Genomic DNA, 22,374 nt, shown 5'->3' on the forward strand with positions numbered 1-22,374 from the left:
CTCGGTGCCTTCGGAATTCACCGGCAAGCACGTCACCGTCGCCGGACTCGGCGTCTCCGGCGTCCCGGCCGCCAAGGTCCTGCATGGACTCGGCGCGCACGTGACCGTCGTCAACGACGGCGACGACGAGCGCGCCCGGACACAGGCGGCGGAGCTGGAGGCGCTCGGTGTCACCGTGCGCCTCGGCGACGGGGACACGCTTCCCGAAGGCACCGAGCTGATCGTCACCGCACCCGGCTGGACGCCCACCAAGCCCCTGTTCACGGCGGCCGGGCAGGCCGGCGTCCCGGTCTGGGGCGACGTGGAGCTGGCCTGGCGGCTGCGCGGCCTGGACGGCAGGGAGCCCGCTCCCTGGCTGGCGGTCACCGGCACCAACGGCAAGACCACCACCGTCCAGATGCTCGCCTCGATCCTGAAGGCGGCCGGTCTGCGCACCGCCGCCGTCGGCAACATCGGCGTCTCCCTGCTGGACGCGGTCACCGGCGACACCGAATACGACGTCCTCGCCGTCGAGCTGTCCAGCTACCAGCTCCACTGGGCGCCCTCGCTGCGCGCCCACTCCGCCGCCGTGCTCAACCTCGCCCCGGACCACCTCGACTGGCACGGCTCCATGGCGGCCTACGCCGCCGACAAGGGCCGTATCTACGAGGGCAACCGCGTCGCCTGCGTCTACAACGTGGCCGACAAGGCCACCGAGGACCTGGTCCGCGCCGCCGACGTGGAGGAGGGCTGCCGGGCGATCGGCTTCACGCTCGGCACGCCCGGACCGTCCCAACTCGGCGTCGTGGAAGGCCTCCTGGTCGACCGCGCCTTCGTCGAGGACCGGCAGAAGAACGCCCAGGAACTCGCCGAGGTCTCGGACGTCGACCCGCCCGCCCCGCACAACATCGCCAACGCCCTTGCCGCCGCGGGCCTCGCCCGCGCCTTCGGCGTCTCCGCCGCCGCCGTACGGGACGGGCTGCGCGCCTTCACGCCGGACGCCCACCGCATCGCGCACGTCGCCGACGTGGACGGGGTGGCATACGTGGACGACTCCAAGGCCACCAACACCCACGCCACCGAAGCTTCCTTGGCGGCCTACGAGTCGATCGTGTGGATCGCCGGCGGACTGGCCAAGGGCGCGACCTTCGACGAGCTGGTCGCGGGCGCGGCGAAGCGGCTGCGCGGCGCGGTCCTCATCGGCGCCGACCGCGCCCTGATCCGCGAAGCCCTGGCGCGACACGCCCCCGAAGTACCCGTGGTCGACCTCGACCGGACCGACACTGGTGCGATGCTCCAGGCCGTCCAGGAGGCACGGCGGCTCGCCCGGCCGGGTGACACGGTGCTGCTGGCCCCGGCCTGTGCCTCCATGGACATGTTCACCAACTACAACCAGCGCGGTGACGCGTTCGCGCAGGCCGTTCGCGAACTCGGCGCCTGACCCGGCCGCGCTCCCGCGCCGGGTGAACTCGGGAGGACGCGTGGGACGGTCCATGCCGACGTACAGCGGAGGCAGCGATGCCCGGTAGTCCCCAGAGCCGCACCGGACGTCCGCCCGTCCAGCGGGCCGTCAGGCGACCCGCCGCGCCGCGGCCGCCGCGCGAGAACCCGGTGCTGAGCCTGTACCTGCGTCTGCGCCGCGCCTGGGACCGGCCGCTGACCGCCTACTACCTGATCTGCGGCGGCAGCGCGCTCATCACCGTGCTCGGCCTGGTGATGGTCTACTCGGCCTCCCAGATCACCGCGCTCCAGCTGTCGCTGCCCGGCTCGTACTTCTTCCGCAAGCAGGCCCTCGCGGCGCTGATCGGCGCCGGGCTCCTGGTCGCCGCGATGAAGATGCCGGTCAAGCTGCACCGCGCCCTCGCCTACCCCATCCTCGCCGGGGCGGTCTTCCTGATGATCCTGGTCCAGGTGCCGGGGATAGGAGTCGCGGTCAACGGCAACCAGAACTGGATCTCACTGGGCGGCTCCTTCCAGATCCAGCCCAGCGAGTTCGGCAAGCTGGCCCTGGTGCTGTGGGGCGCCGACCTGCTCGCCCGCAAGCACGACAAGAAGCTGCTGACCCAGTGGAAGCACATGCTGGTGCCGCTGGTGCCCGCCGCGTTCATGCTGCTCGGGCTGATCATGATCGGCGGCGACATGGGGACCGCGATCATCCTGACGGCGATCCTGTTCGGCCTGCTGTGGCTGGCCGGCGCGCCCACCCGGCTGTTCGCGGGCGTGCTGTCCATCGCGATGCTGCTCGGCTTCATCCTCATCAAGACCAGCCCCAACCGGATGGCCCGGCTCAACTGCCTCGGCGCCACCGACCCCGGCCCCGGCGACTCCTGCTGGCAGGCGGTGCACGGCATCTACGCCCTCGCCTCGGGCGGGCTGTTCGGTTCCGGGCTCGGCGCCAGTGTGGAGAAATGGGGTCAACTCCCCGAAGCGCACACCGACTTCATCTTCGCCGTCACCGGTGAGGAACTGGGCCTGGCGGGGACGCTGTCGGTGCTCGCCCTGTTCGCGGCTCTAGGCTATGCGGGTATCCGCGTGGCCGGACGCACGGAGGACCCCTTCGTGAGGTATGCCGCGGGAGGCGTGACCACCTGGATCACGGCCCAGGCCGTGATCAACATCGGTGCGGTCCTCGGGCTGCTGCCGATCGCCGGCGTCCCGCTCCCGCTGTTCTCCTACGGGGGTTCCGCCCTGTTGCCGACCATGTTCGCCGTCGGTCTGCTGATCGCCTTCGCGCGTGACGAACCCGGTGCGCGGGCGGCGCTTGCGCTGCGGCAACCTCGCTTTGGTAGAAAGCGGGGAGCCAGGGGACCCGCGGCCAAGCGGAGCCCTGGGAGTTGGAACACGATGAGACGGCGCGCCTCGGCGGCGCGCTCGTCCGGAGAGCGGTGAATTTCGGTGCATGTCGTACTCGCCGGCGGAGGAACCGCGGGCCACATCGAGCCCGCGCTCGCCCTCGCGGACGCCCTGCGCAGGCAGGATCCGACCGTGGGGATCACGGCCCTGGGCACGGAACGCGGCCTGGAGACCCGCCTGGTGCCCGAGCGCGGATACGAGCTGGCGCTGATCCCGGCCGTACCGCTGCCCCGCAAGCCCACCCCCGAGCTGATCACCGTCCCGGGCCGGCTGCGCGGCACCATCAAGGCGACCGAGCAGATCCTGGAGCGCACCAAGGCGGACGCGGTCGTCGGCTTCGGCGGCTACGTCGCGCTGCCCGGCTACCTCGCGGCCAAGCGGCTCGGCGTGCCGATCATCGTGCACGAGGCCAACGCCCGCCCCGGCCTGGCCAACAAGATCGGCTCGCGCTACGCCGCGCAGGTCGCCGTCTCCACCCCCGACAGCAAGCTGCGCAACTCCCGCTACATCGGCATCCCGCTGCGCCGCTCCATCGCCACCCTCGACCGCGCCGCCGCCCGGCCCGAGGCCCGCGCCATGTTCGGGCTCGACCCCAACCTGCCGACGCTGCTGGTCACCGGCGGTTCGCAGGGCGCCCGCCGCCTCAACGAGGTGATCCAGCAGGTCGCGCCGTGGCTCCAGCAGGCCGGGATCCAGATCCTGCACGCGGTCGGTCCCAAGAACGAACTGCCGCAGGTCCACCAGATGCCGGGGATGCCCCCGTACGTCCCGGTAAGTTATCTGGACCGGATGGACCTCGCGTACGCCGCCGCCGACATGATGCTCTGCCGCGCGGGCGCGATGACCGTCGCCGAACTCTCCGCCGTCGGGCTCCCGGCCGCCTACGTCCCGCTGCCCATCGGCAACGGCGAACAGCGGCTCAACGCCCAGCCGGTGGTCAAGGCCGGTGGCGGACTGCTGGTCGACGACGCGGACCTCACGCCCGAGTGGCTCCAGCAGAACGTCCTGCCCGTGCTGGCCGACCCGCACCGGCTGTACGAGATGTCCCGCGCCGCCGCCGAGTTCGGCCGCCGGGACGCCGACGACCTCCTCGTCGGCATGGTGTACGAGGCGATCTCCGCCCGTGCACACCGCTAGACACTGACGGAAGGCAGGGGAGCGTGGCCGGACCGACCACCGCCGAACGCGGTGCACGCCAGCAGGAGTCGTCCGGCCCGCCCCGCGCGCGCCGCTTCCGCCCGCCCCGCCTTCGTACGATCATCATTCTCGCCATGGCGCTCGTGCTCGTCGCGGGCGGAACCGTCTGGGTGCTCTACGGCTCGAACTGGACGCGGCTGGAACAGGTGTCGGTGTCGGGAACGCGCGTCCTGACGCCCGCGCAGGTGCGCGAGGCCGCCGACGTGCCGGTCGGGGACCCGCTGGTCTCGGTCGACACGGAAGCGGTCGAGGCCCGACTGCGCCGGAAATTGCCCCGCATTGACGAGGTCGAGGTGGAGCGTTCCTGGCCGCACGGAATCGGGCTGAAAGTGACGGAGCGTACTCCGGTCCTGATTGTGCAAAAGGGTGGAAAGTTCGTGGAAGTGGACGATGAAGGCGTCCGTTTCGCCACGGTTTCCCGCGCTCCGAAAGGCGTGCCCGAGCTGGAATTGGAACCCGCCCGTTCCGGTTCCGCCGCGGCGAGTCTGCGCCGCTTCGACGACGACCGCTTGGTCCGCGAGGCGGTACGGGTGGCCGGCCGGCTCCCGGACCGGGTCGCCCGGGGCACACGGGTCGTCAAGGTCCGTTCCTACGACGACATCTCGCTGGAGTTGAGCGGCGAGCGGGCCGTGTCGTGGGGCAGTGGTGAGCAGGGTGCGCGCAAGGCGCGCGCGCTCACCGCGCTCATGAAAGCGACGCCGGACGCACGGCACTTCGACGTGAGTGTTCCCACCGCCCCGGCGTCATCCGGGAGTTGACGCGTATACGTGCAGGCCAGCACCCTGGTTGGGCAGCGCTACGGCTGATCACATAGGGTGAAAAGAAAAACGGGAGGTTCGGCGTGTTCGTTGAACGTGCGCCACTTGTCGACTTAGTGTCCTGTTCGGAAGAGTCCAAGGAACAGACACACTGGTAACCCTAAACTTCAGCGTTAGGGTTCGGGTCGGCGCTACGGACCGTCCCAATCGGCATCAGTCGTCGGGTCGCGGGGGCATCAGTGCTTCGGCGGTCGGGCGACACGTAACTCGAGGCGAGAGGCCTTCGACGTGGCAGCACCGCAGAACTACCTCGCAGTCATCAAAGTCATCGGTGTCGGCGGCGGTGGTGTCAATGCCATCAACCGGATGATCGAGGTCGGTCTCAAGGGCGTCGAGTTCATCGCCATCAACACCGACGCACAGGCGCTGTTGATGAGCGACGCCGACGTCAAGCTCGACGTCGGCCGCGAACTCACCCGCGGACTCGGCGCCGGAGCCAACCCGGCCGTCGGCCGCAAGGCCGCCGAGGACCACCGCGAGGAGATCGAGGAGGTCCTCAAGGGGGCCGACATGGTCTTCGTGACAGCCGGTGAAGGCGGCGGCACCGGCACCGGCGGCGCACCCGTCGTGGCCAACATCGCCCGCTCGCTGGGCGCCCTCACCATCGGCGTGGTCACCCGCCCGTTCACCTTCGAGGGACGGCGCCGGGCCAACCAGGCCGAGGACGGCATCGCGGAACTCCGCGAAGAGGTCGACACCCTCATCGTCATCCCCAACGACCGGCTGCTGTCCATCTCGGACCGCCAGGTCAGCGTGCTCGACGCGTTCAAGTCCGCCGACCAGGTGCTGCTCTCCGGTGTGCAGGGCATCACCGACCTCATCACCACGCCCGGCCTGATCAACCTGGACTTCGCCGACGTCAAGTCGGTCATGTCCGAAGCCGGTTCCGCCCTCATGGGCATCGGCTCCGCCCGCGGTGACGACCGCGCGGTGGCCGCGGCCGAGATGGCCATCTCCTCCCCGCTGCTCGAGGCGTCCATCGACGGCGCCCGCGGGGTGCTGCTCTCCATCTCCGGCGGCTCCGACCTCGGCCTGTTCGAGATCAACGAGGCCGCCCAGCTGGTCAGCGAGGCCGCCCACCCCGAGGCCAACATCATCTTCGGCGCGGTCATCGACGACGCCCTCGGCGACGAGGTGCGGGTCACCGTGATCGCGGCCGGCTTCGACGGGGGCCAGCCGCCCTCCAAGCAGCGGGACAACGTCCTCGGCGCCTCCTCCCAGGCCAAGCGCGAGGAGCCCGCTCCGGCCCGGCAGCCCGAGAGCCGGCCGTCGTTCGGCTCGCTCGGCAGCGTCAAGCCGAAGGAGGAGCCGGAGCCGGCCCCCGCGCCGGAGCCGGTGAGCGACCTGCCGCCGGTCTCCCCGCCGCCGGTCCCGCCGTCCCGCACCTACTCGGACAGCGCGGCCGAGGAACTGGACGTGCCGGACTTCCTGAAGTGATAGGACAGCGCGACACCGTGAACGGCGCGCACTTCGGCTTCACCGACCGGTGGGGCGGAGTGAGCGCCGTTCCGTACGAGGAGCTCAATCTCGGCGGCGCGGTCGGCGACGACCCCGCCGCCGTCACGGCCAACCGGGAGCTGGCGGCCAAGGCACTGGGCGCCGACCCGGCCCGGGTGGTCTGGATGAACCAGGTGCACGGTGCCGACGTCGCCGGGGTCGACGCACCCTGGGGGGCCCGGCCGGTGCCGCGGGTCGACGCCGTCGTCACCGCCGAACGCGGTCTCGCCCTCGCCGTCCTCACCGCCGACTGCGTGCCCGTCCTGCTCGCCGACCCGGTCGCCGGCATCGCCGCCGCGGCCCACGCGGGCCGGCCCGGACTGGTCGCCGGGGTCGTCCCCGCCGCCGTACGGGCCATGACCGAACTCGGCGCCGACCCCGCCCGGATCGTCGCCCGCACCGGACCCGCCGTGTGCGGCCGGTGCTACGAGGTGCCCGAGGCGATGCGCGCGGAGGTGGCCGCCGTCGAGCCGGCCGCGTACGCCGACACGAGTTGGGGCACGCCGGCCGTCGACGTGAGCGCCGGAGTGCACGCGCAGCTCGAGCGCCTCGGGGTGCGCGACCGGGCGCAGTCGCCGGTGTGCACCCGGGAGTCGAAGGACCACTTCTCGTACCGACGCGACCGCACCACCGGGCGGCTCGCGGGCTATGTCTGGCTGGACTGATGGGGCATGACGGACCGTAAGCAGGAACTCGCCGCCAATCTGGCGACAGTGGAAGAGCGCATCGCCGCCGCGTGTGCGGCCGCGGGCCGCCCGCGCGAAGACGTGACCCTCATCGTGGTCACCAAGACCTACCCGGCGGACGATGTGCGCATTCTCTCCGAACTGGGGGTGCGCCACGTCGCGGAGAACCGCGACCAGGACGCCGCGCCGAAGGCCGCCGCATGCTCGGATCTGCCGCTTTCGTGGCATTTCGTCGGCCAGTTGCAGACGAACAAGGTGCGTTCCGTGGTCGGTTACGCGGACGTCGTGCAGTCCGTGGACCGGGCCAGGCTCGTCACGGCCCTGTCCAAGGAGGCCGTACGGGCCGGCCGCGAGCTGGGCTGCCTGCTCCAGGTCGCGCTCGACGCGGGGGAGAGCGGGCGCGGGGAGCGCGGCGGCGTCTCGCCCGAAGGAATCGAAGAGTTGGCCGACCTGGTCGCCGGATCGGACGGGCTCAGGTTCGACGGGCTGATGACCGTGGCCCCGCTCACCGGCGAGTACGCGGGACGCCAACAGGCGGCGTTCGAGCACCTCATGGATTTGTCGACCCGCGTGCGCCGAACCCATCCGGCTGCGAACATGGTCTCCGCAGGGATGAGTGCGGACCTCGAACAGGCCGTGGCCGCCGGAGCGACACATGTACGCGTCGGCACTGCGGTACTCGGAGTCCGCCCCGTGCTCGGGTAACGTCGCCAAGAAGTCGGACCACAGCAGAAAATATGGTCATTACCGCCGAAAGGCGGACGCAACGACCTCGTGGATCGCAGGCACTTGGAGTCGTCAGCAGATCCACCACAGAGCGGAGGACTCAGAGCATGGCCGGCGCGATGCGCAAGATGGCGGTCTACCTCGGCCTCGTGGAGGACGATGGGTACGACGGCCGGGGGTTCGACCCCGACGACGACTTCGAACCCGAACTGGATCCGGAACCCGAGCGGGATCACCGACGCCACGAACCGGCGCACCAGTCACATGGTTCACATCAGCCCCAAAGGGACGAAGAGGTGCGAGTCGTCCAACCGCCCGCGCAGCGCGAGCCCATGCCCCGTTCCTCTTCGCTCGCGGCGGAATCGAGTCGTCCGGCGCGCATCGCGCCCGTGGCGTCCATCACACAAGAACGCGCAAGCCTGGAAAAGAGCGCACCGGTCATCATGCCCAAGGTCGTGTCCGAACGAGAGCCCTACCGGATCACCACGCTTCACCCCCGGACCTACAACGAGGCCCGTACCATCGGGGAACACTTCCGCGAGGGCACTCCGGTGATCATGAATCTCACTGAGATGGATGACACAGATGCGAAGCGACTTGTCGACTTTGCGGCCGGTTTGGTGTTTGGTCTTCACGGCAGTATCGAGCGGGTGACGCAGAAGGTGTTCCTGCTGTCTCCTGCTAACGTCGATGTCACGGCGGAGGACAAGGCCCGCATCGCAGAGGGCGGGTTCTTCAACCAGAGCTGAGACGCACCACCGGCAGTGAGCAAGACACACGGATCCGACAACGGGTCCGAGAGATGGTTCAGGGGAGAGGGAAGCAAGGGTCATGAGCGTGGTCCTGGATGTCGTCTACATCGCGCTGATGTGCTTCCTCATCGTGCTCATCTTCCGGTTGGTCATGGACTACGTCTTCCAGTTCGCCCGCTCGTGGCAACCCGGCAAGGCGATGGTGGTCGTTCTGGAGGCCACCTACACTGTCACCGATCCACCGTTGAAGCTTCTGCGGCGGTTCATCCCGCCGCTGCGTCTCGGGGGCGTGGCGCTCGACCTGTCCTTCTTCGTGCTGATGATCATCGTCTACATCCTGATCTCGATCGTGAGCCGGCTGTGATCGATGAGAGAGATACGGGCTTGCCGAATGCCGACGACAACGTTGAGGTGAAGAGATGCCGTTGACCCCCGAGGACGTGCGGAACAAGCAGTTCACGACCGTCCGCCTCCGAGAAGGCTATGACGAGGACGAGGTCGATGCCTTCCTCGACGAGGTCGAAGCCGAACTGACCCGACTGCTCCGCGAGAACGAGGACCTGCGCGCCAAGCTGGCCGCCGCCACGCGCGCGGCCGCGCAGAACCAGCAGAACATGCGCAAGCCTCCGGAACCGCCGCAGGATCAGCAGCAGCAGCAGCACCAGCAGCAGCAGGGTCCGCCGCAGCAGGGCGGCATGCCCCAGCAGGGCATGCGAGGTCCCGGCGCTCCGGTGCCCGCCGGCATATCGGGCCCGCCGCAGCAGCAGATGGGTGGCCCCATGGGTGGCCCGCCCCAGCTGCCGAGCGGTGCCCCGCAGCTGCCCGCCGGCCCCGGCGGCCAGGGTGGCCCGCAGGGTCCCGGCCCGATGGGCCAGGGTCCGGGGCCGATGGGCCAGGGTCCGGGGCCGATGCAGGGCCAGATGGGTCCCGGTCCGATGGGCGGCCCCATGGGCGGCCCGCAGGGTCCCGGCGGCCCCGGTGGTCCCGGCATGCCCGGTCAGGGCGGTCCGGGTGGCGACAGCGCCGCCCGTGTCCTCTCGCTGGCCCAGCAGACCGCCGACCAGGCGATCGCCGAGGCCCGTTCCGAGGCCAACAAGATCGTCGGCGAGGCGCGTTCGCGTGCCGAGGGTCTGGAGCGGGACGCCCGTGCCAAGGCGGACGCCCTGGAGCGGGATGCGCAGGAGAAGCACCGCGTCGCGATGGGCTCCCTGGAGTCCGCCCGCGCCACGCTGGAGCGCAAGGTCGAGGACCTGCGCGGCTTCGAGCGCGAGTACCGCACGCGGCTGAAGTCCTACCTGGAGTCGCAGCTGCGCCAGCTGGAGACGCAGGCGGACGACTCGCTCGCCCCGCCGCGTACGCCCGCGACGGCCTCTCTGCCGCCGTCCCCGGCGCCCTCGATGGCACCGGCCGGCGCGAGCGCCCCGTCCTACGGCGGCAACCAGTCGATGGGCAGCGGTCCGAGCCAGTCGGGTCCGTCCTACGGCGGTCAGCAGCAGATGTCGCCGGCGATGACCCAGCCGATGGCGCCGGTGCGGCCGCAGGGGCCGTCGCCGATGGGGCAGGCGCCTTCGCCGATGCGCGGGTTCCTGATCGACGAGGACGACAACTGAGTTGTAGTACGGCGTAGCCGTCGGCAGCGTTCAGGGCGGGCCCCGGGTTTCTGACCCGGGGCCCGCCCTTTGGTGTGCGCGGTTCGAGGTGCGGGGCGATGGTGCGGGCGCGGAGGTGGGCGCGCTGCCCGGCGTTGCCGGGTGCCGCTGCGCCCACCCGTGCCGCCCTGGGGGTACCTCCCAGGCCGTTCAGGCACTGGGGGAGGCACGACTGCCCGCGGCTGCGGAGGGTACGGCAGAGGGCCCGCATCTCCCGGATGCGGGCCCTCTGAGCTTTCCTTGGCTACTGCTTGCGCAGGCGGAACACCAGGGACAGGCCCTCGTCCGTGAACGGGGCGCCGTACGCGTCGTCCGCCTCGCCCCGGGCGAAGTCCGTCGCCAGGACCTCGTCGGCGATCAGGCCCGCGTGGTCGGTCAGCGCCGCGATCGTCGCCGGGTCCGTGGCCGTCCAGCGCAGGGCGATCCGGTCGGCGACGTCGAGGCCGCTGTTCTTGCGGGCCTCCTGGATCAGCCGGATGGCGTCCCGGGCGAGGCCCGCCCGGCGCAGCTCCTCCGTCAGCTCCAGGTCGAGCGCCACCGTCGCGCCCGAGTCGGAGGCGACGGACCAGCCCTCGCGCGGCGTCTCCGTGATGATCACCTCGTCCGGAGCGAGGGTGACCGTCTCGCCGTCGACCTCCACCGAGGCCGCGCCCTCGCGCAGGGCGAGGGACAGCGCGGCGGCGTCCGCGGCCGCGACGGCCTTCGCCACGTCCTGGACCCGCTTGCCGAACCGCTTGCCCAGCGCCCGGAAGTTGGCCTTCGCCGTCGTGTCGACCAGGGAACCGCCGACCTCGCTGAGCGAGGCAAGGGACTCGACGTTCAGCTCCTCCGTGATCTGCGCGTGCAGCTCGGGGGAGAGCGCGTCGAAGCCCGCCACCGCGATCAGGGCGCGGCTGAGCGGCTGCCGGGTCTTGACACCCGACTCCGCGCGGGTGGCACGGCCCAGCTCGACCAGGCGGCGGACCAGGACCATCTGCTTCGACAGCTCCGGGTCGATCGCCGTGAGGTCGGCCTCCGGCCACGAGGACAGGTGGACCGACTCGGGAGCGCCCGGGGTGACCGGCACGACCAGGTCCTGCCAGACCCGCTCGGTGATGAACGGGGTGAGCGGCGCCATCAGCTTGGTGACCGTCTCGACGACCTCGTGCAGGGTGCGCAGCGCGGCCTTGTCGCCCTGCCAGAAGCGGCGGCGGGAGCGGCGCACGTACCAGTTGGACAGGTCGTCGACGAACGCGGAGAGCAGCTTGCCGGCCCGCTGGGTGTCGTACGCGTCCAGCGCCTGCGTGACCTGGTCGGTCAGCGCGTGCAGTTCGGAGAGCAGCCAGCGGTCCAGGACCGGGCGGTCGGACGGGGCCGGGTCCGCCTCGCTCGGCGCCCAGCCCGTGGTGCGGGCGTACAGGGCCTGGAAGGCGACCGTGTTCCAGTACGTGAGGAGCGTCTTGCGGACGACTTCCTGGATGGTGCCGTGGCCTACCCGGCGGGCCGCCCAGGGCGATCCGCCGGCCGCCATGAACCATCGCACCGCGTCGGCGCCGTGCTGGTCCATCAGCGGGATCGGCTGCAGGATGTTGCCCAGGTGCTTGGACATCTTGCGGCCGTCCTCGGCGAGGATGTGGCCGAGGCAGACCACGTTCTCGTAGGACGACTTGTCGAAGACCAGGGTGCCGACCGCCATCAGCGTGTAGAACCAGCCGCGGGTCTGGTCGATGGCCTCGGAGATGAACTGCGCCGGGTAGCGGCTCTCGAACAGCTCCTTGTTCTTGTACGGGTAGCCCCACTGCGCGAACGGCATCGAGCCCGAGTCGTACCAGGCGTCGATGACCTCCGGCACGCGCGTGGCCGTCTTCCCGCAGCCGTCCTGCGGGCAGGCGAAGGTGACCTCGTCGATGAACGGGCGGTGCGGGTCCAGGGCCGACTGGTCGGTGCCGGACAGCTCGGTCAGCTCCGCGCGGGAGCCGACGACCGTGAGGTGGTCCTCCTCGCAGCGCCAGATGGGCAGCGGGGTGCCCCAGTAGCGGTTGCGGGACAGGGCCCAGTCGATGTTGTTGTTCAGCCAGTCGCCGTACCGGCCGTGCTTGACCGCCTCCGGGAACCAGTTGGTCTTCTCGTTCTCCTGGAGGAGACGGTCCTTGATCGCCGTGGTGCGGATGTACCAGGACGGCTGCGCGTAGTAGAGCAGGGCCGTGTGGCAGCGCCAGCAGTGCGGGTAGCTGTGCTCGTACGGGATGTGCTTGAAGAGCAGGCCCCGGGCGTCCAGGTCCTCGGTCAGCTTCTCGTCGGCCTTCTTGAAGAAGACGCCGCCGACCAGCGGGACGTCCTCCTCGAAGGTGCCGTCCGGGCGGACCGGGTTGACCACCGGAAGGCCGTAGGCGCGGCAGACCTTGAGGTCGTCCTCACCGAAGGCGGGGGACTGGTGGACGAGGCCGGTGCCGTCCTCGGTGGTGACGTAGTCGGCGTTCACCACGTAGTGGGCCGGCTCCGGGAACTCGACCAGCTCGAAGGGGCGCCGGTACGTCCAGCGCTCCATCTCGGCACCGGTGAAGGACTGCCCGGTGGTCTCCCAGCCCTCGCCGAGGGCCTTCCCCACCAGCGGCTCGGCGACGACGAGCTTCTCCTCGCCGTCGGTCGCGACGACGTAGGTGACGTCGGGGTGCGCGGCGACCGCGGTGTTGGAGACCAGGGTCCACGGGGTGGTCGTCCAGACGACCAGCGCGGCCTCGCCGGCCAGTGGGCCGGAGGTCAGCGGGAAGCGGACGTAGACGGAGGGGTCGACGACCGTCTCGTAGCCTTGGGCCAGCTCGTGGTCGGACAGGCCGGTACCGCAGCGGGGACACCAGGGGGCGACGCGGTGGTCCTGGACCAGCAGGCCCTTGTTGAAGATCGTCTTCAGCGACCACCAGACGGACTCGATGTACTCCGGGTCCATCGTGCGGTACGGGTCCTGGAGGTCGGCCCAGTAGCCCATGCGGGTCGTGAGCTCTTCGAAGGCGTCGGTGTGGCGGGTCACCGACTCGCGGCACTTCGCGTTGAACTCGGCGATGCCGTACGCCTCGATGTCCTGCTTGCCGGAGAAGCCCAGCTCCTTCTCCACCGCCAGCTCCACGGGCAGGCCGTGGCAGTCCCAGCCGGCCTTGCGGCCCACGTGGTAGCCGCGCATCGTGCGGAAGCGGGGGAAGACGTCCTTGAAGACGCGCGCCTCGATGTGGTGGGCGCCGGGCATGCCGTTGGCGGTGGGCGGGCCCTCGTAGAACACCCACTCGGGGCGGCCCTCGGACTGCTCCAGGCTCTTGGCGAAGATCTTCTGCTCGCGCCAGAAGTCGAGCACCGCGTGTTCGAGCGCGGGCAGGTCGACCTGGGCGGGTACCTGGCGGTACTGAGGCGTTGTCATCAGCGAGCTTCCTCCGGCGGACGTGCTGCCTTCCGTCGGAGGGACGAGAGCCGTGCTCCCGCGGTACCACCCTCCTTGGCCCGGCCGGTGCGTCGTGTGCTCCGGTGAGCCCCCTCATTGGGGTCGCGAGCCGGTTCTACTCGCCGCGACTGTCCTGCCACGGCATTCTTCCGGCGGCTCCGGGGTGATCTTCACGTCGCGCTCGCCCCCGGGCTCACACCGTCCCCGGGTCGCTCTGGGCTGCTGACGCCGCTACTCGTCCCCATCCACGCTTTTCGCTGCGCCCAGTGTACGGCGCCGCGCGGACAGCGGCCGACCGGTTTTGGCGTGACCCGAATGCCGCCGTCCGAGGTCCGTTCCCGGACGGACCGGCCGGGGGACCTTCCGGCGGATTACCCGGCGGGGAGCTGGGCACAACGCATGCATGCTCGCCGCGCGGCGCACGGTGGGCGGGCGAGTCGGGCGGCGTGCCCCGTTGCCGCGGGACCGGAGTCGATTTATCGTCCCAGCACGATTCGCGCGCAAGATCACAATATGTGAAGGGGCCGCGGCCATGGTGGCGAAGAAGAAGACGACGGCCGCGCAGCAGGGCGCCGCCGAGGAGAGCGCCGCGGAGCAGGACCCGGAGAAGAAGGCGGCGAAGAAGACGGCGGCGAGGAAGAGCCCGGCGAAGAAGACGGCGGCGAGGGCGGCCCCGGCGAAGAAGTCCGCGGCGAAGAAGACCGCGGCGAGCGGCAGCACGGCGAAGAAGAGCACGGCCAAGAAAGTGGGCGCGGCCGAGGCCGCGGAGCAGACGGGAGCCACGACGGTGGTTGCGAAGAAGACTCCTGGCACGGCCACGGCGGCCAAGACCGCTGTCCCCAAGGCCCGCGGCACCGCCGCGGACCCCGGCGAACTCGCGGTACGCCCCGGCGAGGAACCCTGGACCCCGGAAGAGGTCGAGGAGGCGCGAGGCGAGCTGCAGTCCGAGGCCGACCGGCTGCGCACCGAGATCGACTCCTCCGAGCGGTCGCTGCAGGGCATGATGCGGGACTCCGGCGACGGCGCGGGCGACGACGAGGCCGACACCGGCAGCAAGAACATCACGCGGGAGCACGAGCTGGCGCTGGCCGCCACCGCGCGCGAGGTGCTCACCCAGACCGAGCGCGCCCTGGAACGCCTGGACGCGGGCACCTACGGCCTGTGCGAGAACTGCGGCAACCCGATCGGCAAGGCGCGGATGCAGGCCTTCCCGCGGGCCACCCTGTGCGTCGAGTGCAAGCAGAAGCAGGAGCGGCGGTACTGAGCCGGTACTGGCCAGCAGCCGGGACGGGTGGCGTGCCGTACCCTCGTCCTCAGTCAAGGACCTAGGCTGAGGGACTCACGTGGCAGAGGCGGAGCGCATCATCGGTACTCCGGACACCCCGGACGCGGCGGGGGACGGGCAGGAGCGGCCCGACGCCGAGCAGGAGCCGGCTCCGGAGCGCCCTCGGGGCAAGCGTCGGGTCGCCGTGCTGTTCGCGGTCGCGGTGTTCGCGTACCTGCTCGACCTGGTCAGCAAGATGATCGTGGTCGCGAGGCTGGAGCACCACGAGCCGATCGAGATCATCGGGGACTGGCTGCGGCTCGCGGCCATCCGCAACGCGGGCGCGGCCTTCGGCTTCGGCGAGGCCTTCACGATCATCTTCACGGTGATCGCGGCGGCCGTGATCGTCGTGATCGCCCGCCTCGCGCGCAAGCTGCGCAGCCTGCCCTGGGCGATCGCGCTCGGCCTGCTGCTCGGCGGTGCCCTGGGCAACCTCACCGACCGGATCTTCCGCGCGCCCGGCGTCTTCGAGGGCGCGGTCGTGGACTTCATCGCGCCCAAGCACTTCGCCGTGTTCAACCTCGCCGACTCGGCGATCGTCTGCGGCGGCATCCTGATCGTGATCCTCTCCTTCCGGGGCCTGGACCCGGACGGGACCGTCCACAAGGACTGACCCGCAAGAGGAGCCCGGTTGTCCACAGGGACCCGATCGTCCACAGGGACTGAGCGCGCGTTCGGGTGGGCCCGGGCCGTCCGGCATACTCGACGGGTGAGCACGATTCCCGAGATCCGTACCCTGCCCGTGCCCGACGGCCTGGAGGGCGAGCGCGTCGACGCCGCCATCTCGCGCATGTTCGGCTTCTCCCGCACCAAGGCCGCCGAGCTGGCGGCGGCGGGGAAGGTACAGGTCGACGGATCGGTGGTCGGCAAGTCCGAGCGGGTCCACGGCGGCGCCTGGCTCGAGGTCGAGATGCCGCAGGCGCCCGCGCCGGTGCAGGTGGTCGCCGAGCCCGTCGAGGGCATGGAGATCGTGCACGACGACGAGGACGTCGTCGTGGTCGTCAAGCCGGTCGGCGTCGCCGCCCACCCCTCCCCGGGCTGGGACGGCCCGACCGTCATCGGCGGCCTGGCCGCCGCCGGGTTCCGCATCTCCACCTCCGGCGCCGCCGAGCGCCAGGGCATCGTGCACCGCCTCGACGTCGGCACCTCCGGCCTGATGGCGGTGGCCAAGTCCGAGCGCGCCTACACCTCGCTCAAGCGCCAGTTCAAGGAGCGCACGGTCGACAAGCGGTACCACACGCTGGTGCAGGGCCACCCCGACCCGACCAGCGGCACCATCGACGCTCCCATCGGCCGCCATCCCCAGCACGACTACAAGTGGGCCGTCACCGCCGAGGGCAAGCCCTCCGTCACCCACTACGACCTCATCGAGGCCTTCCGCGCCGCCTCCCTGCTCGACGTGAAGCTGGAGACCGGCCGCACCCACCAGATCCGCGTCCACATGGCCGCCCACCGCCACCCCTGCGTCGGTGACCTGACCTACGGGGCGGACCCCACCCTCGCCAAGCGGCTGCGGCTGACCCGCCAGTGGCTGCACGCCGTACGCCTCGGCTTCGAGCACCCCGGCACCGGCGACTGGGTCGAGTACGCCAGCGACTACCCCGAGGACCTCCAGCAGGCCCTCGACCAGGTCCGCGAGGAGACCTACGGATGAGCACCCCGAGCCCGGCCCCGGCCTACGAGATACGCGTCGCCGAGGACCCCGCCGACCGGGACGCCTGCTTCGCGGTGCGCAAGGACGTCTTCGTCGCCGAGCAGCAGGTCCCCGAGGACATCGAGTACGACGCCCATGACGCCGGCGCCGTGCACGTGCTGGCCGTCCGAGCGGACGGCGTTCCGCTCGGCACCGGTCGCCTGCTGCACGGCGCGGCGGCCGCCGCGAAGAACGGCGACGGCGACCCGGCCGTCGGCTCCCTGGGGCGGCTCGCGGTGACCGCGGCGGCCCGCGGTCTCGGCGTCGGGGCCGCGCTGGTGCGGGCCGTGGAGGACGCCGCACGCGCGCGTGGACTCACCACGGTGGACCTGCACGCGCAGACCCACGCCCTGGGTTTCTACGAACGGTTGGGGTACCAGGCGTACGGGCCCGAGTTCTCCGACGCCGGGATCCCCCACCGCGCGATGCGCCGCTCCCTGTAGCCAGGGTGCCGAACCGGCCGACGGGGCCGGTGGCGTGGCAGGCTGGGGCCGCCGGGTGAACGCCCAGACCACAGCCCCTAGACCCCACCGGAGCGGTGACCGTGGATCAGCTGGCCCTGTTGTTCATGCTGTTGCTCGGGGCCCTGCTGAGCGTCCCGATCGGTGCCCGGCTCGGACTGCCGGCCCCGGTGCTGATGACCGTCCTCGGGATCGTCCTGGCCCTGCTCGACTTCGTGCCCAACGTCGACATCCCGCCCGAACTGATCCTGCCCGGGCTGCTGCCGCCGCTGCTGTACGCCGCCGTGCGGCGCACGTCCTGGCGGCAGTTCGCGGCCAACAAACGCCCGATCTTCCTGCTGGCCGTCGCGCTGGTCTTCGTCACCATGGTCTGCGTGGCCTCAGTGGTTCACGCGATCGTGCCGGGGCTGCCGCTCGCCGCCGCCTTCGCGCTGGGCGCGCTGGTGGCGCCGCCCGACCCGGTCGCCGCGACCGCCGTCGCCGGACAGCTGGGACTGCCGCGCCGCCTGGTGTCCATCCTGGAGGGCGAGGGGCTCTTCAACGACGTGACGGCCATCGTCCTGTACCACGTGGCCATCGCCGCGGCGGTCGGCGGTTCCTTCTCGCCGTGGGAGGCCGGGCTCGACCTCGTGCTGTCCGCCGTCGTCGCCGTCGCGGTCGGGCTCGCCCTGGGCTGGGGCTCCAACAAGCTCATGAGCGTGCTGGGCGACCCGACCCTCCAGATCGGGCTGACGCTGCTGGTGCCGTTCGTGAGCTACGTCGCCGCCGACGAACTGCACGGCTCGGGCGTCCTCGCCGTACTCACCACCGCCATGTTCCTCGCCGAGTACGCCTCGGACGCCGACGACGTGATGACCCGGCTCGGCGGTCACACCGTCTGGGACGTGGTCGACACCCTGGTCACCGGGGTGGCCTTCGGACTGATCGGGCTCGAACTGCACAACGCCGTCCGCACCGCCTCCGGCCGCTGGACCCAGCTGCTCGGCTGGGCGGCGGCGATCCTGGTCGTCGTCGTCCTGGTCCGGCTGCTGTGGCTGCTGCCGGCCACCTGGCTGACCCAGCGGCTGCACGCCCGGCGCGACCAGGACGAGGACATCCCGACCAGCTGGCGGGAGACGGTGGTCATGTGGTGGGCGGGGATGCGGGGCGTGGCCTCCGTCGCGCTGGCCCTGGCGATCCCGCTGGAGACCGACGACGGGGCGCCCTTCCCGCACCGGGAGGAGATCGTCTTCATCGCGTTCGGCGTGATCATGGGCACGCTGCTGTTGCAGGGCCTGACACTGCCCTGGCTGGTGGGCCGGCTCGGGGTGCGGGCGGACACCGAGCGTGAGCAGGAGTTCGAGCGGGGCCTGGCCCTGCGGGCGGCCAAGGCGGCCAAGCAGCGGCTCAAGGAGATCGAAGCGGTCGAGGAACTGCCGGAGGAGCTGTCCGAGCAGATGCTGCGGCGCGCCTTCGACATCGGCATACGCATCAGCCCGGACCTCGGGGACGAGGAACGCCGGGAGGCCCAGGAGCAGCGGGCGCGGCGGATCAAGCGGGTCCGGCGCATCCAGGGCGAGATGCTGAGCGCCGCCCGGCACGAGGTGCTGGCCGCCCGCAGCGAGCCCGGCGCCGACCCGGAGGTCGTCGACCGGGTCCTGCGCCACCTCGACGTGCGCAGCCTGCGCTGACCCGTGTGCGCGGGCCCGTGCCGGTCACCGGCTCCTGCTCTTGGTCGGCCGCTGGGTGAAGTGGCGGGACGCCGCGTTCGAGGGGCGGTGGTGGTCCGGGTCCGGGGAGTGGTGGGAGTCCGCGTCCGGGACGTGCGGGCGGGAGTCGGCGTCGGGGGAGCGGCGGGCGTGGGGCACGTCGTCCTGGAGGGGGCGCAGGACCGCCTCCGCCGTGTTGATCCGCGGCAGCGCGTACGGGTGCTCGTCGGCCAGCCAGCGGATCATGCCCTCGCGGACCGTGACCCGTACCGTCCAGATGTCGTCCGCGTCCTTCGCCGTCACCAACGCCCGCACCTCCATGGTGTTCGGGGTGGTGTCCGTGACGGTCAGGTTGTAGCTGCGCCCGTCCCAGGCCGGGCACTGGCGCAGCAGGTCGCGCAGCCGCTCCCGCATCGCCTCCAGCGGCGCCGTGTGGTCGAGGTGCCAGAAGACCGTCCCGGTCATCTGCGGGGTGCCGCGCGACCAGTTCTCGAACGGCTTCGAGGTGAAGTACGACACCGGCATCGTGATCCGGCGCTCGTCCCAGGTGCGCACCGTCAGGTAGGTCAGAGTGATCTCCTCGACGGTGCCCCACTCCCCGTCCACCACGACCGTGTCGCCCATGCGCACCATGTCGCCGAAGGCGATCTGGAACCCGGCGAACAGGTTGCCCAGCGTGGACTGGGCCGCCACACCGGCGACGATGCCGATGATTCCGGCCGAGGCCAGCAGCGAGGCGCCGGCCGCGCGCATCGCCGGGAACGTCAGCAGCATCGACGCCACGGCGACCACGCCGACGATCGCCGTGACCACCCGCATGATCAGCGAAACCTGCGTCCGCACACGCCGCACCCGGGCCGGGTCCCGCTCGGCGTGGGCCTGCGCGTACCGGGAGTAGGACGCCTCGACGACCGCCGCGGCGATCCGGACCACCAGCCAGGCCGCCGAGCCGATCAGCAGCAGCGTCAGCGTCCGGCCGACGGCGGTCCGGTGCTCGGGGAACACCTCGGCCTCGACGTACGACCCTCTCAGCAGCGCCGAGCAGAGCACGATCTGGTACGGGACGCGGGCCCGGCGCAGCAGGTCCCACAGCGGTGTCTCCGGGTGGCGTCCGTCGGCCTTGCGCAGCAACAGGTCGGTGGCCCAGCCGATGACCAGGGTCAGCAGAACCGAGCCGCCGACCACGATCAGCGGGCGGAGTATCGTCTCCATCCCTCGAACGTAACCGGCCGCGCGGGCTGTGAACCTGTGACTTGTGTCCCGCCGGGGGCATCGCCGCGCGCCGCGTCGTCGCACCCGGCTGGCACCATGGCCTCATGAACATCGTGCTCTTTCACTCGACCCTCGGCCCGAGGCCCGCGGTGCGGCAGGCCGCCGACCGGCTGCGCGACGCCGGGCACCAGGTGTGGACCCCGGACCTCTTCGAGGGCCGTACCTTCGACACGGTCGAGGAGGGCATGGCCCACCAGGACGGGATCGGCCGGGAGGAGCTGCTGAAGCGGGCGGTGCTGGCCGCCGCTCCCTACTCGGAGCGCGGGCTGGTGTACGCCGGGTTCTCGCTCGGCGCCTCCATCGCCCAGACCCTCGCCCTCGGCGACCACCGGGCGCGCGGGCTGCTCCTCCTGCACGGCACCTCGGACCTCGCGCCCAACGCCTCGGTCGACGAGCTGCCGGTCCAGCTGCACGTGGCCGAGCCGGACCCCTTCGAGACGGACGACTGGCTCAGCGCCTGGTATCTGCAGATGGGCCGGATCGGCGCCGACGTCGAGGTGCACAGATATCCCGGCGCCGGTCACCTGTACACCGACCCGGAGCTGGACGACTACGACGCGGAGGCGGCCGAGGCCACCTGGCGGGTGGCGCTCGGCTTCCTCGAGACCCTCCAGAAGGCTCAGACCGGGGCGTAGACGCGCTCGACGCGCTGCGTGCCGCTGCGGGTGCGGTAGGAGCGGGCCCAGGCGGAGGTGGCGTCCGCGTCGGCGCGGTCGGAGACGACGTAGTAGTCCATCTGCGCCCGGTCCGCGGTGACGTCCAGCACGCCGTAGCCGTGCCGGTCGGTGTCGACCCAGTGCACGTGCCGGTTCGCGGCCCGGATCACCGGCGCCGCGATCGCCGAGACGGTGCCCTCGTGGACCTTCACGATGTCGTCGAGGTTGTCCGAGGTCACCGACGTGACGACGAACTCCGTGGCCGCCGACGCGGACAGCGGGTAGGTCCCGGCGTTGTGCGGCACGTCGTTGGCCCACGCCATGTGGATGTCGCCGGTCAGGAACACGGTGTTGCGGACCGCGTGCGCGCGCAGGTGGGCCAGCAGCTCGCGGCGGTCGTCGGTGTAGCCGTCCCACTGGTCGGTGTTGAGCGCGATGCCCTCCTTCGGCAGCCCGAGCAGCTCGGCGAGCGGCCCGAGCAGCGAGGCGGGCAGCGAGCCGATGGCGAACGGCGAGATCATCACCGGGTTGCCGACCAGCCGCCAGGTGGCGTCGGAGGACGCGAGCCCCGCCTTGAGCCAGTCGAGCTGGGCGCGGCCGGTGAGGGTGCGGTCCGGGTCGTCGACCTCGCCGTTGCCGAGCGCCACCTGCTGCGAGCGGAAGGAACGCAGGTCGAGCAGCGACAGGTCGACGAGCTTGCCGAAGCGCAGCCGCCGGTAGGTGGTGCCGGCGATGGCCGGGCGCACCGGCATCCACTCGAAGTAGGCCCGTTTGGCGGCGCTCTGCCGCGCCGCCCAGGTCCCCTCGGTGCCCTCCGTGTGGTTCTCGGCGCCGCCCGACCAGGTGTCGTTGGCGATCTCGTGGTCGTCCCAGATGGCCACCACCGGTGCGGTGGCGTGCAGGGCCTGCAGGTCGGGGTCGGTCTTGTAACGGCCGTGCCGGATGCGGTAGTCGGCGAGGCCGAGGATTTCGTGGGCCGGGGCGTGCGGGCGCACGACGGTGTCACGGTTGGCGTACTCGCCGGTGCCGTACTCGTAGATGTAGTCGCCCAGGTGCAGCCAGGCGTCCAGGTCGCCGCGGGCCGCGAGATGGCGGTACGGGGAGAAGTACCCGGCCTCCCAGTTGGCGCAGGAGACCACGCCGAAGCGCAGATTGGTGACGGCCGCGTCGTGCGCGGGGGCGGTGCGGGTGCGGGCGACGGGGGAGTCGGTGGGGCCCGCGGAGAAGCGGAACCAGTAGTCCGTGGCGGGCGCGAGGCCGCGGACGTCCGCCTTGACGGTGTGGTCGGAGGCGGCCGTCGCGGTGACGGTGCCCTTGGCGACGACGTTCGTGAGGGCCTTGTCCGTCGCGACGACCCAGCTCACGTCGGTGTCCGGGCCGGTACCGGACCCGGGTATGGCCTCGGGCACCGGGGTCACCCGGGTCCACAGCAGCACGCCGTCGGGCAGCGGATCGCCGGAGGCGACGCCGTGCAGGAAGGCGGGGGCCGCGTCGGCGGCGCCGGCGGGAAGGGCCGCGGCGAGCGGGGCGGCCAGAACGGCACCGGCCGCCGCGGCCTTGACGACCGTACGGCGGCTCGGGGTCCGGGAGTTAGCGGATGTCTCGTTGTCTTCGAAGGCTCTGTGTCGACTGGTCACGGCCGATCAGGTTACTGATCGGTACGCGCGCGAGTGGGCGAACTCGCGAAAGTTCGCCCACTCGTCAGACGCCGATC

19 protein-coding genes are annotated in these 22,374 nt (G+C 71.3%); 16 read left to right on the plus strand and 3 right to left on the minus strand.

The features are described from left to right. Nucleotides 1-4 precede the first annotated feature (4 nt). From murD to divIVA, 10 genes are all read left to right on the plus strand, one after another. Nucleotides 5-1,420: a UDP-N-acetylmuramoyl-L-alanine--D-glutamate ligase gene (murD, locus tag AB0P07_RS15835; RefSeq protein WP_365550545.1), complete on the plus strand. Its 1,416-nt coding sequence runs from the start codon at nt 5-7 to the stop codon at nt 1,418-1,420. Between the two features lie 77 nt (nt 1,421-1,497). Beyond that, on the plus strand, nt 1,498-2,868 hold the full coding sequence (ftsW, locus tag AB0P07_RS15840) for a putative lipid II flippase FtsW (protein ID WP_365550547.1): 1,371 nt from the start codon (nt 1,498-1,500) through the stop codon (nt 2,866-2,868). 6 nt (nt 2,869-2,874) lie between these two features. Continuing rightward, complete coding sequence (murG, locus tag AB0P07_RS15845; RefSeq protein WP_365550550.1) at nt 2,875-3,969, plus strand: undecaprenyldiphospho-muramoylpentapeptide beta-N-acetylglucosaminyltransferase; 1,095 nt, start codon at nt 2,875-2,877, stop codon at nt 3,967-3,969. A 23-nt stretch (nt 3,970-3,992) separates the two neighbouring features. Beyond that, entirely contained in the window at nt 3,993-4,787 is a 795-nt protein-coding gene (gene ftsQ / locus AB0P07_RS15850) for a cell division protein FtsQ (protein ID WP_365550552.1), read from the plus strand. Between the two features lie 288 nt (nt 4,788-5,075). Next, a complete protein-coding gene (gene ftsZ / locus AB0P07_RS15855; protein ID WP_061445250.1) occupies nt 5,076-6,284 on the plus strand; it encodes a cell division protein FtsZ in 1,209 nt (402 codons plus the stop codon). Beyond that, on the plus strand, nt 6,281-7,009 hold the full coding sequence (gene pgeF / locus AB0P07_RS15860) for a peptidoglycan editing factor PgeF (RefSeq protein WP_365550555.1): 729 nt from the start codon (nt 6,281-6,283) through the stop codon (nt 7,007-7,009). The genes ftsZ and pgeF overlap by 4 nt, the downstream gene beginning before the upstream one ends. 6 nt (nt 7,010-7,015) lie before the next feature. Then, entirely contained in the window at nt 7,016-7,735 is a 720-nt protein-coding gene (locus AB0P07_RS15865) for a YggS family pyridoxal phosphate-dependent enzyme (RefSeq protein WP_365550558.1), read from the plus strand. A 128-nt stretch (nt 7,736-7,863) separates the two neighbouring features. Further along, a complete protein-coding gene (gene sepF / locus AB0P07_RS15870; protein WP_102930922.1) occupies nt 7,864-8,505 on the plus strand; it encodes a cell division protein SepF in 642 nt (213 codons plus the stop codon). Between the two features lie 82 nt (nt 8,506-8,587). After that, nucleotides 8,588-8,872 carry a YggT family protein gene (locus tag AB0P07_RS15875; protein ID WP_007448661.1) on the plus strand — a complete coding sequence of 95 codons (285 nt, stop codon included), beginning with the start codon at nt 8,588-8,590 and terminating at the stop codon, nt 8,870-8,872. Nucleotides 8,873-8,927: 55 nt separating this feature from the next. Beyond that, nucleotides 8,928-10,118, plus strand: a complete 1,191-nt coding sequence (divIVA, locus tag AB0P07_RS15880) for an apical growth/hyphal branching protein DivIVA (protein ID WP_365550561.1) — start codon at nt 8,928-8,930, stop codon at nt 10,116-10,118. Nucleotides 10,119-10,401: 283 nt separating this feature from the next. On the opposite strand, the gene ileS is transcribed toward divIVA, so the two are convergent. Continuing rightward, entirely contained in the window at nt 10,402-13,545 is a 3,144-nt protein-coding gene (ileS, locus tag AB0P07_RS15885) for an isoleucine--tRNA ligase (protein ID WP_365550564.1), read from the minus strand. A 553-nt stretch (nt 13,546-14,098) separates the two neighbouring features. Here ileS and AB0P07_RS15890 point away from each other — a divergent pair. The 5 genes from AB0P07_RS15890 (at nt 14,099) to AB0P07_RS15910 (ending at nt 18,714) form a co-directional block, all read left to right on the plus strand. Next, nucleotides 14,099-14,830, plus strand: a complete 732-nt coding sequence (locus AB0P07_RS15890) for a TraR/DksA family transcriptional regulator (RefSeq protein WP_365550567.1) — start codon at nt 14,099-14,101, stop codon at nt 14,828-14,830. A gap of 79 nt (nt 14,831-14,909) precedes the next feature. Beyond that, nucleotides 14,910-15,503, plus strand: a complete 594-nt coding sequence (gene lspA / locus AB0P07_RS15895) for a signal peptidase II (RefSeq protein WP_365550570.1) — start codon at nt 14,910-14,912, stop codon at nt 15,501-15,503. Nucleotides 15,504-15,599: 96 nt separating this feature from the next. Next, the gene (locus AB0P07_RS15900) at nt 15,600-16,544 is read left to right on the plus strand and encodes an RluA family pseudouridine synthase (protein WP_365550573.1); all 945 of its coding nucleotides are present in this window, start codon (nt 15,600-15,602) and stop codon (nt 16,542-16,544) included. Continuing rightward, nucleotides 16,541-17,026 (plus strand): GNAT family N-acetyltransferase, encoded by a 486-nt coding sequence (locus AB0P07_RS15905; RefSeq protein ID WP_365550576.1) that lies wholly within the window; start codon nt 16,541-16,543, stop codon nt 17,024-17,026. The genes AB0P07_RS15900 and AB0P07_RS15905 overlap by 4 nt, the downstream gene beginning before the upstream one ends. Before the next feature lie 101 nt (nt 17,027-17,127). After that, nucleotides 17,128-18,714: a Na+/H+ antiporter gene (locus AB0P07_RS15910; RefSeq protein ID WP_365550578.1), complete on the plus strand. Its 1,587-nt coding sequence runs from the start codon at nt 17,128-17,130 to the stop codon at nt 18,712-18,714. Nucleotides 18,715-18,738: 24 nt separating this feature from the next. Here AB0P07_RS15910 and AB0P07_RS15915 read toward each other — a convergent pair whose 3' ends face one another. Continuing rightward, nucleotides 18,739-19,944: a mechanosensitive ion channel domain-containing protein gene (locus AB0P07_RS15915; protein ID WP_365550581.1), complete on the minus strand. Its 1,206-nt coding sequence runs from the start codon at nt 19,942-19,944 to the stop codon at nt 18,739-18,741. Nucleotides 19,945-20,048: 104 nt separating this feature from the next. Between AB0P07_RS15915 and AB0P07_RS15920 the strand changes: the two genes are divergently transcribed. Next, on the plus strand, nt 20,049-20,639 hold the full coding sequence (locus AB0P07_RS15920; protein WP_365550584.1) for a dienelactone hydrolase family protein: 591 nt from the start codon (nt 20,049-20,051) through the stop codon (nt 20,637-20,639). Here the strand turns inward: AB0P07_RS15920 and AB0P07_RS15925 are convergent. Beyond that, a complete protein-coding gene (locus AB0P07_RS15925) occupies nt 20,624-22,297 on the minus strand; it encodes an alkaline phosphatase D family protein (protein WP_365550586.1) in 1,674 nt (557 codons plus the stop codon). The genes AB0P07_RS15920 and AB0P07_RS15925 overlap by 16 nt on opposite strands. Nucleotides 22,298-22,374 lie beyond the last annotated feature (77 nt).

It is taken from the genome of Streptomyces sp. NPDC085944 (assembly GCF_040686295.1).
In the GTDB taxonomy this organism is placed as follows: domain Bacteria; phylum Actinomycetota; class Actinomycetes; order Streptomycetales; family Streptomycetaceae; genus Streptomyces; species Streptomyces salinarius.

Coding starts and splice junctions, on each gene's coding strand:
- ftsW (WP_365550547.1), top strand. CDS start 1,498: ATGCCCGGTAGTCCCCAGAGCCGCACCGGACGTCCGCCCGTCCAGCGG.
- AB0P07_RS15865 (WP_365550558.1), top strand. CDS start 7,016: ATGACGGACCGTAAGCAGGAACTCGCCGCCAATCTGGCGACAGTGGAA.
- sepF (WP_102930922.1), top strand. CDS start 7,864: ATGGCCGGCGCGATGCGCAAGATGGCGGTCTACCTCGGCCTCGTGGAG.
- AB0P07_RS15875 (WP_007448661.1), top strand. CDS start 8,588: ATGAGCGTGGTCCTGGATGTCGTCTACATCGCGCTGATGTGCTTCCTC.
- divIVA (WP_365550561.1), top strand. CDS start 8,928: ATGCCGTTGACCCCCGAGGACGTGCGGAACAAGCAGTTCACGACCGTC.
- ileS (WP_365550564.1), bottom strand. CDS start 13,545: ATGACAACGCCTCAGTACCGCCAGGTACCCGCCCAGGTCGACCTGCCC.
- AB0P07_RS15890 (WP_365550567.1), top strand. CDS start 14,099: ATGGTGGCGAAGAAGAAGACGACGGCCGCGCAGCAGGGCGCCGCCGAG.
- AB0P07_RS15905 (WP_365550576.1), top strand. CDS start 16,541: ATGAGCACCCCGAGCCCGGCCCCGGCCTACGAGATACGCGTCGCCGAG.
- AB0P07_RS15915 (WP_365550581.1), bottom strand. CDS start 19,944: ATGGAGACGATACTCCGCCCGCTGATCGTGGTCGGCGGCTCGGTTCTG.
- AB0P07_RS15920 (WP_365550584.1), top strand. CDS start 20,049: ATGAACATCGTGCTCTTTCACTCGACCCTCGGCCCGAGGCCCGCGGTG.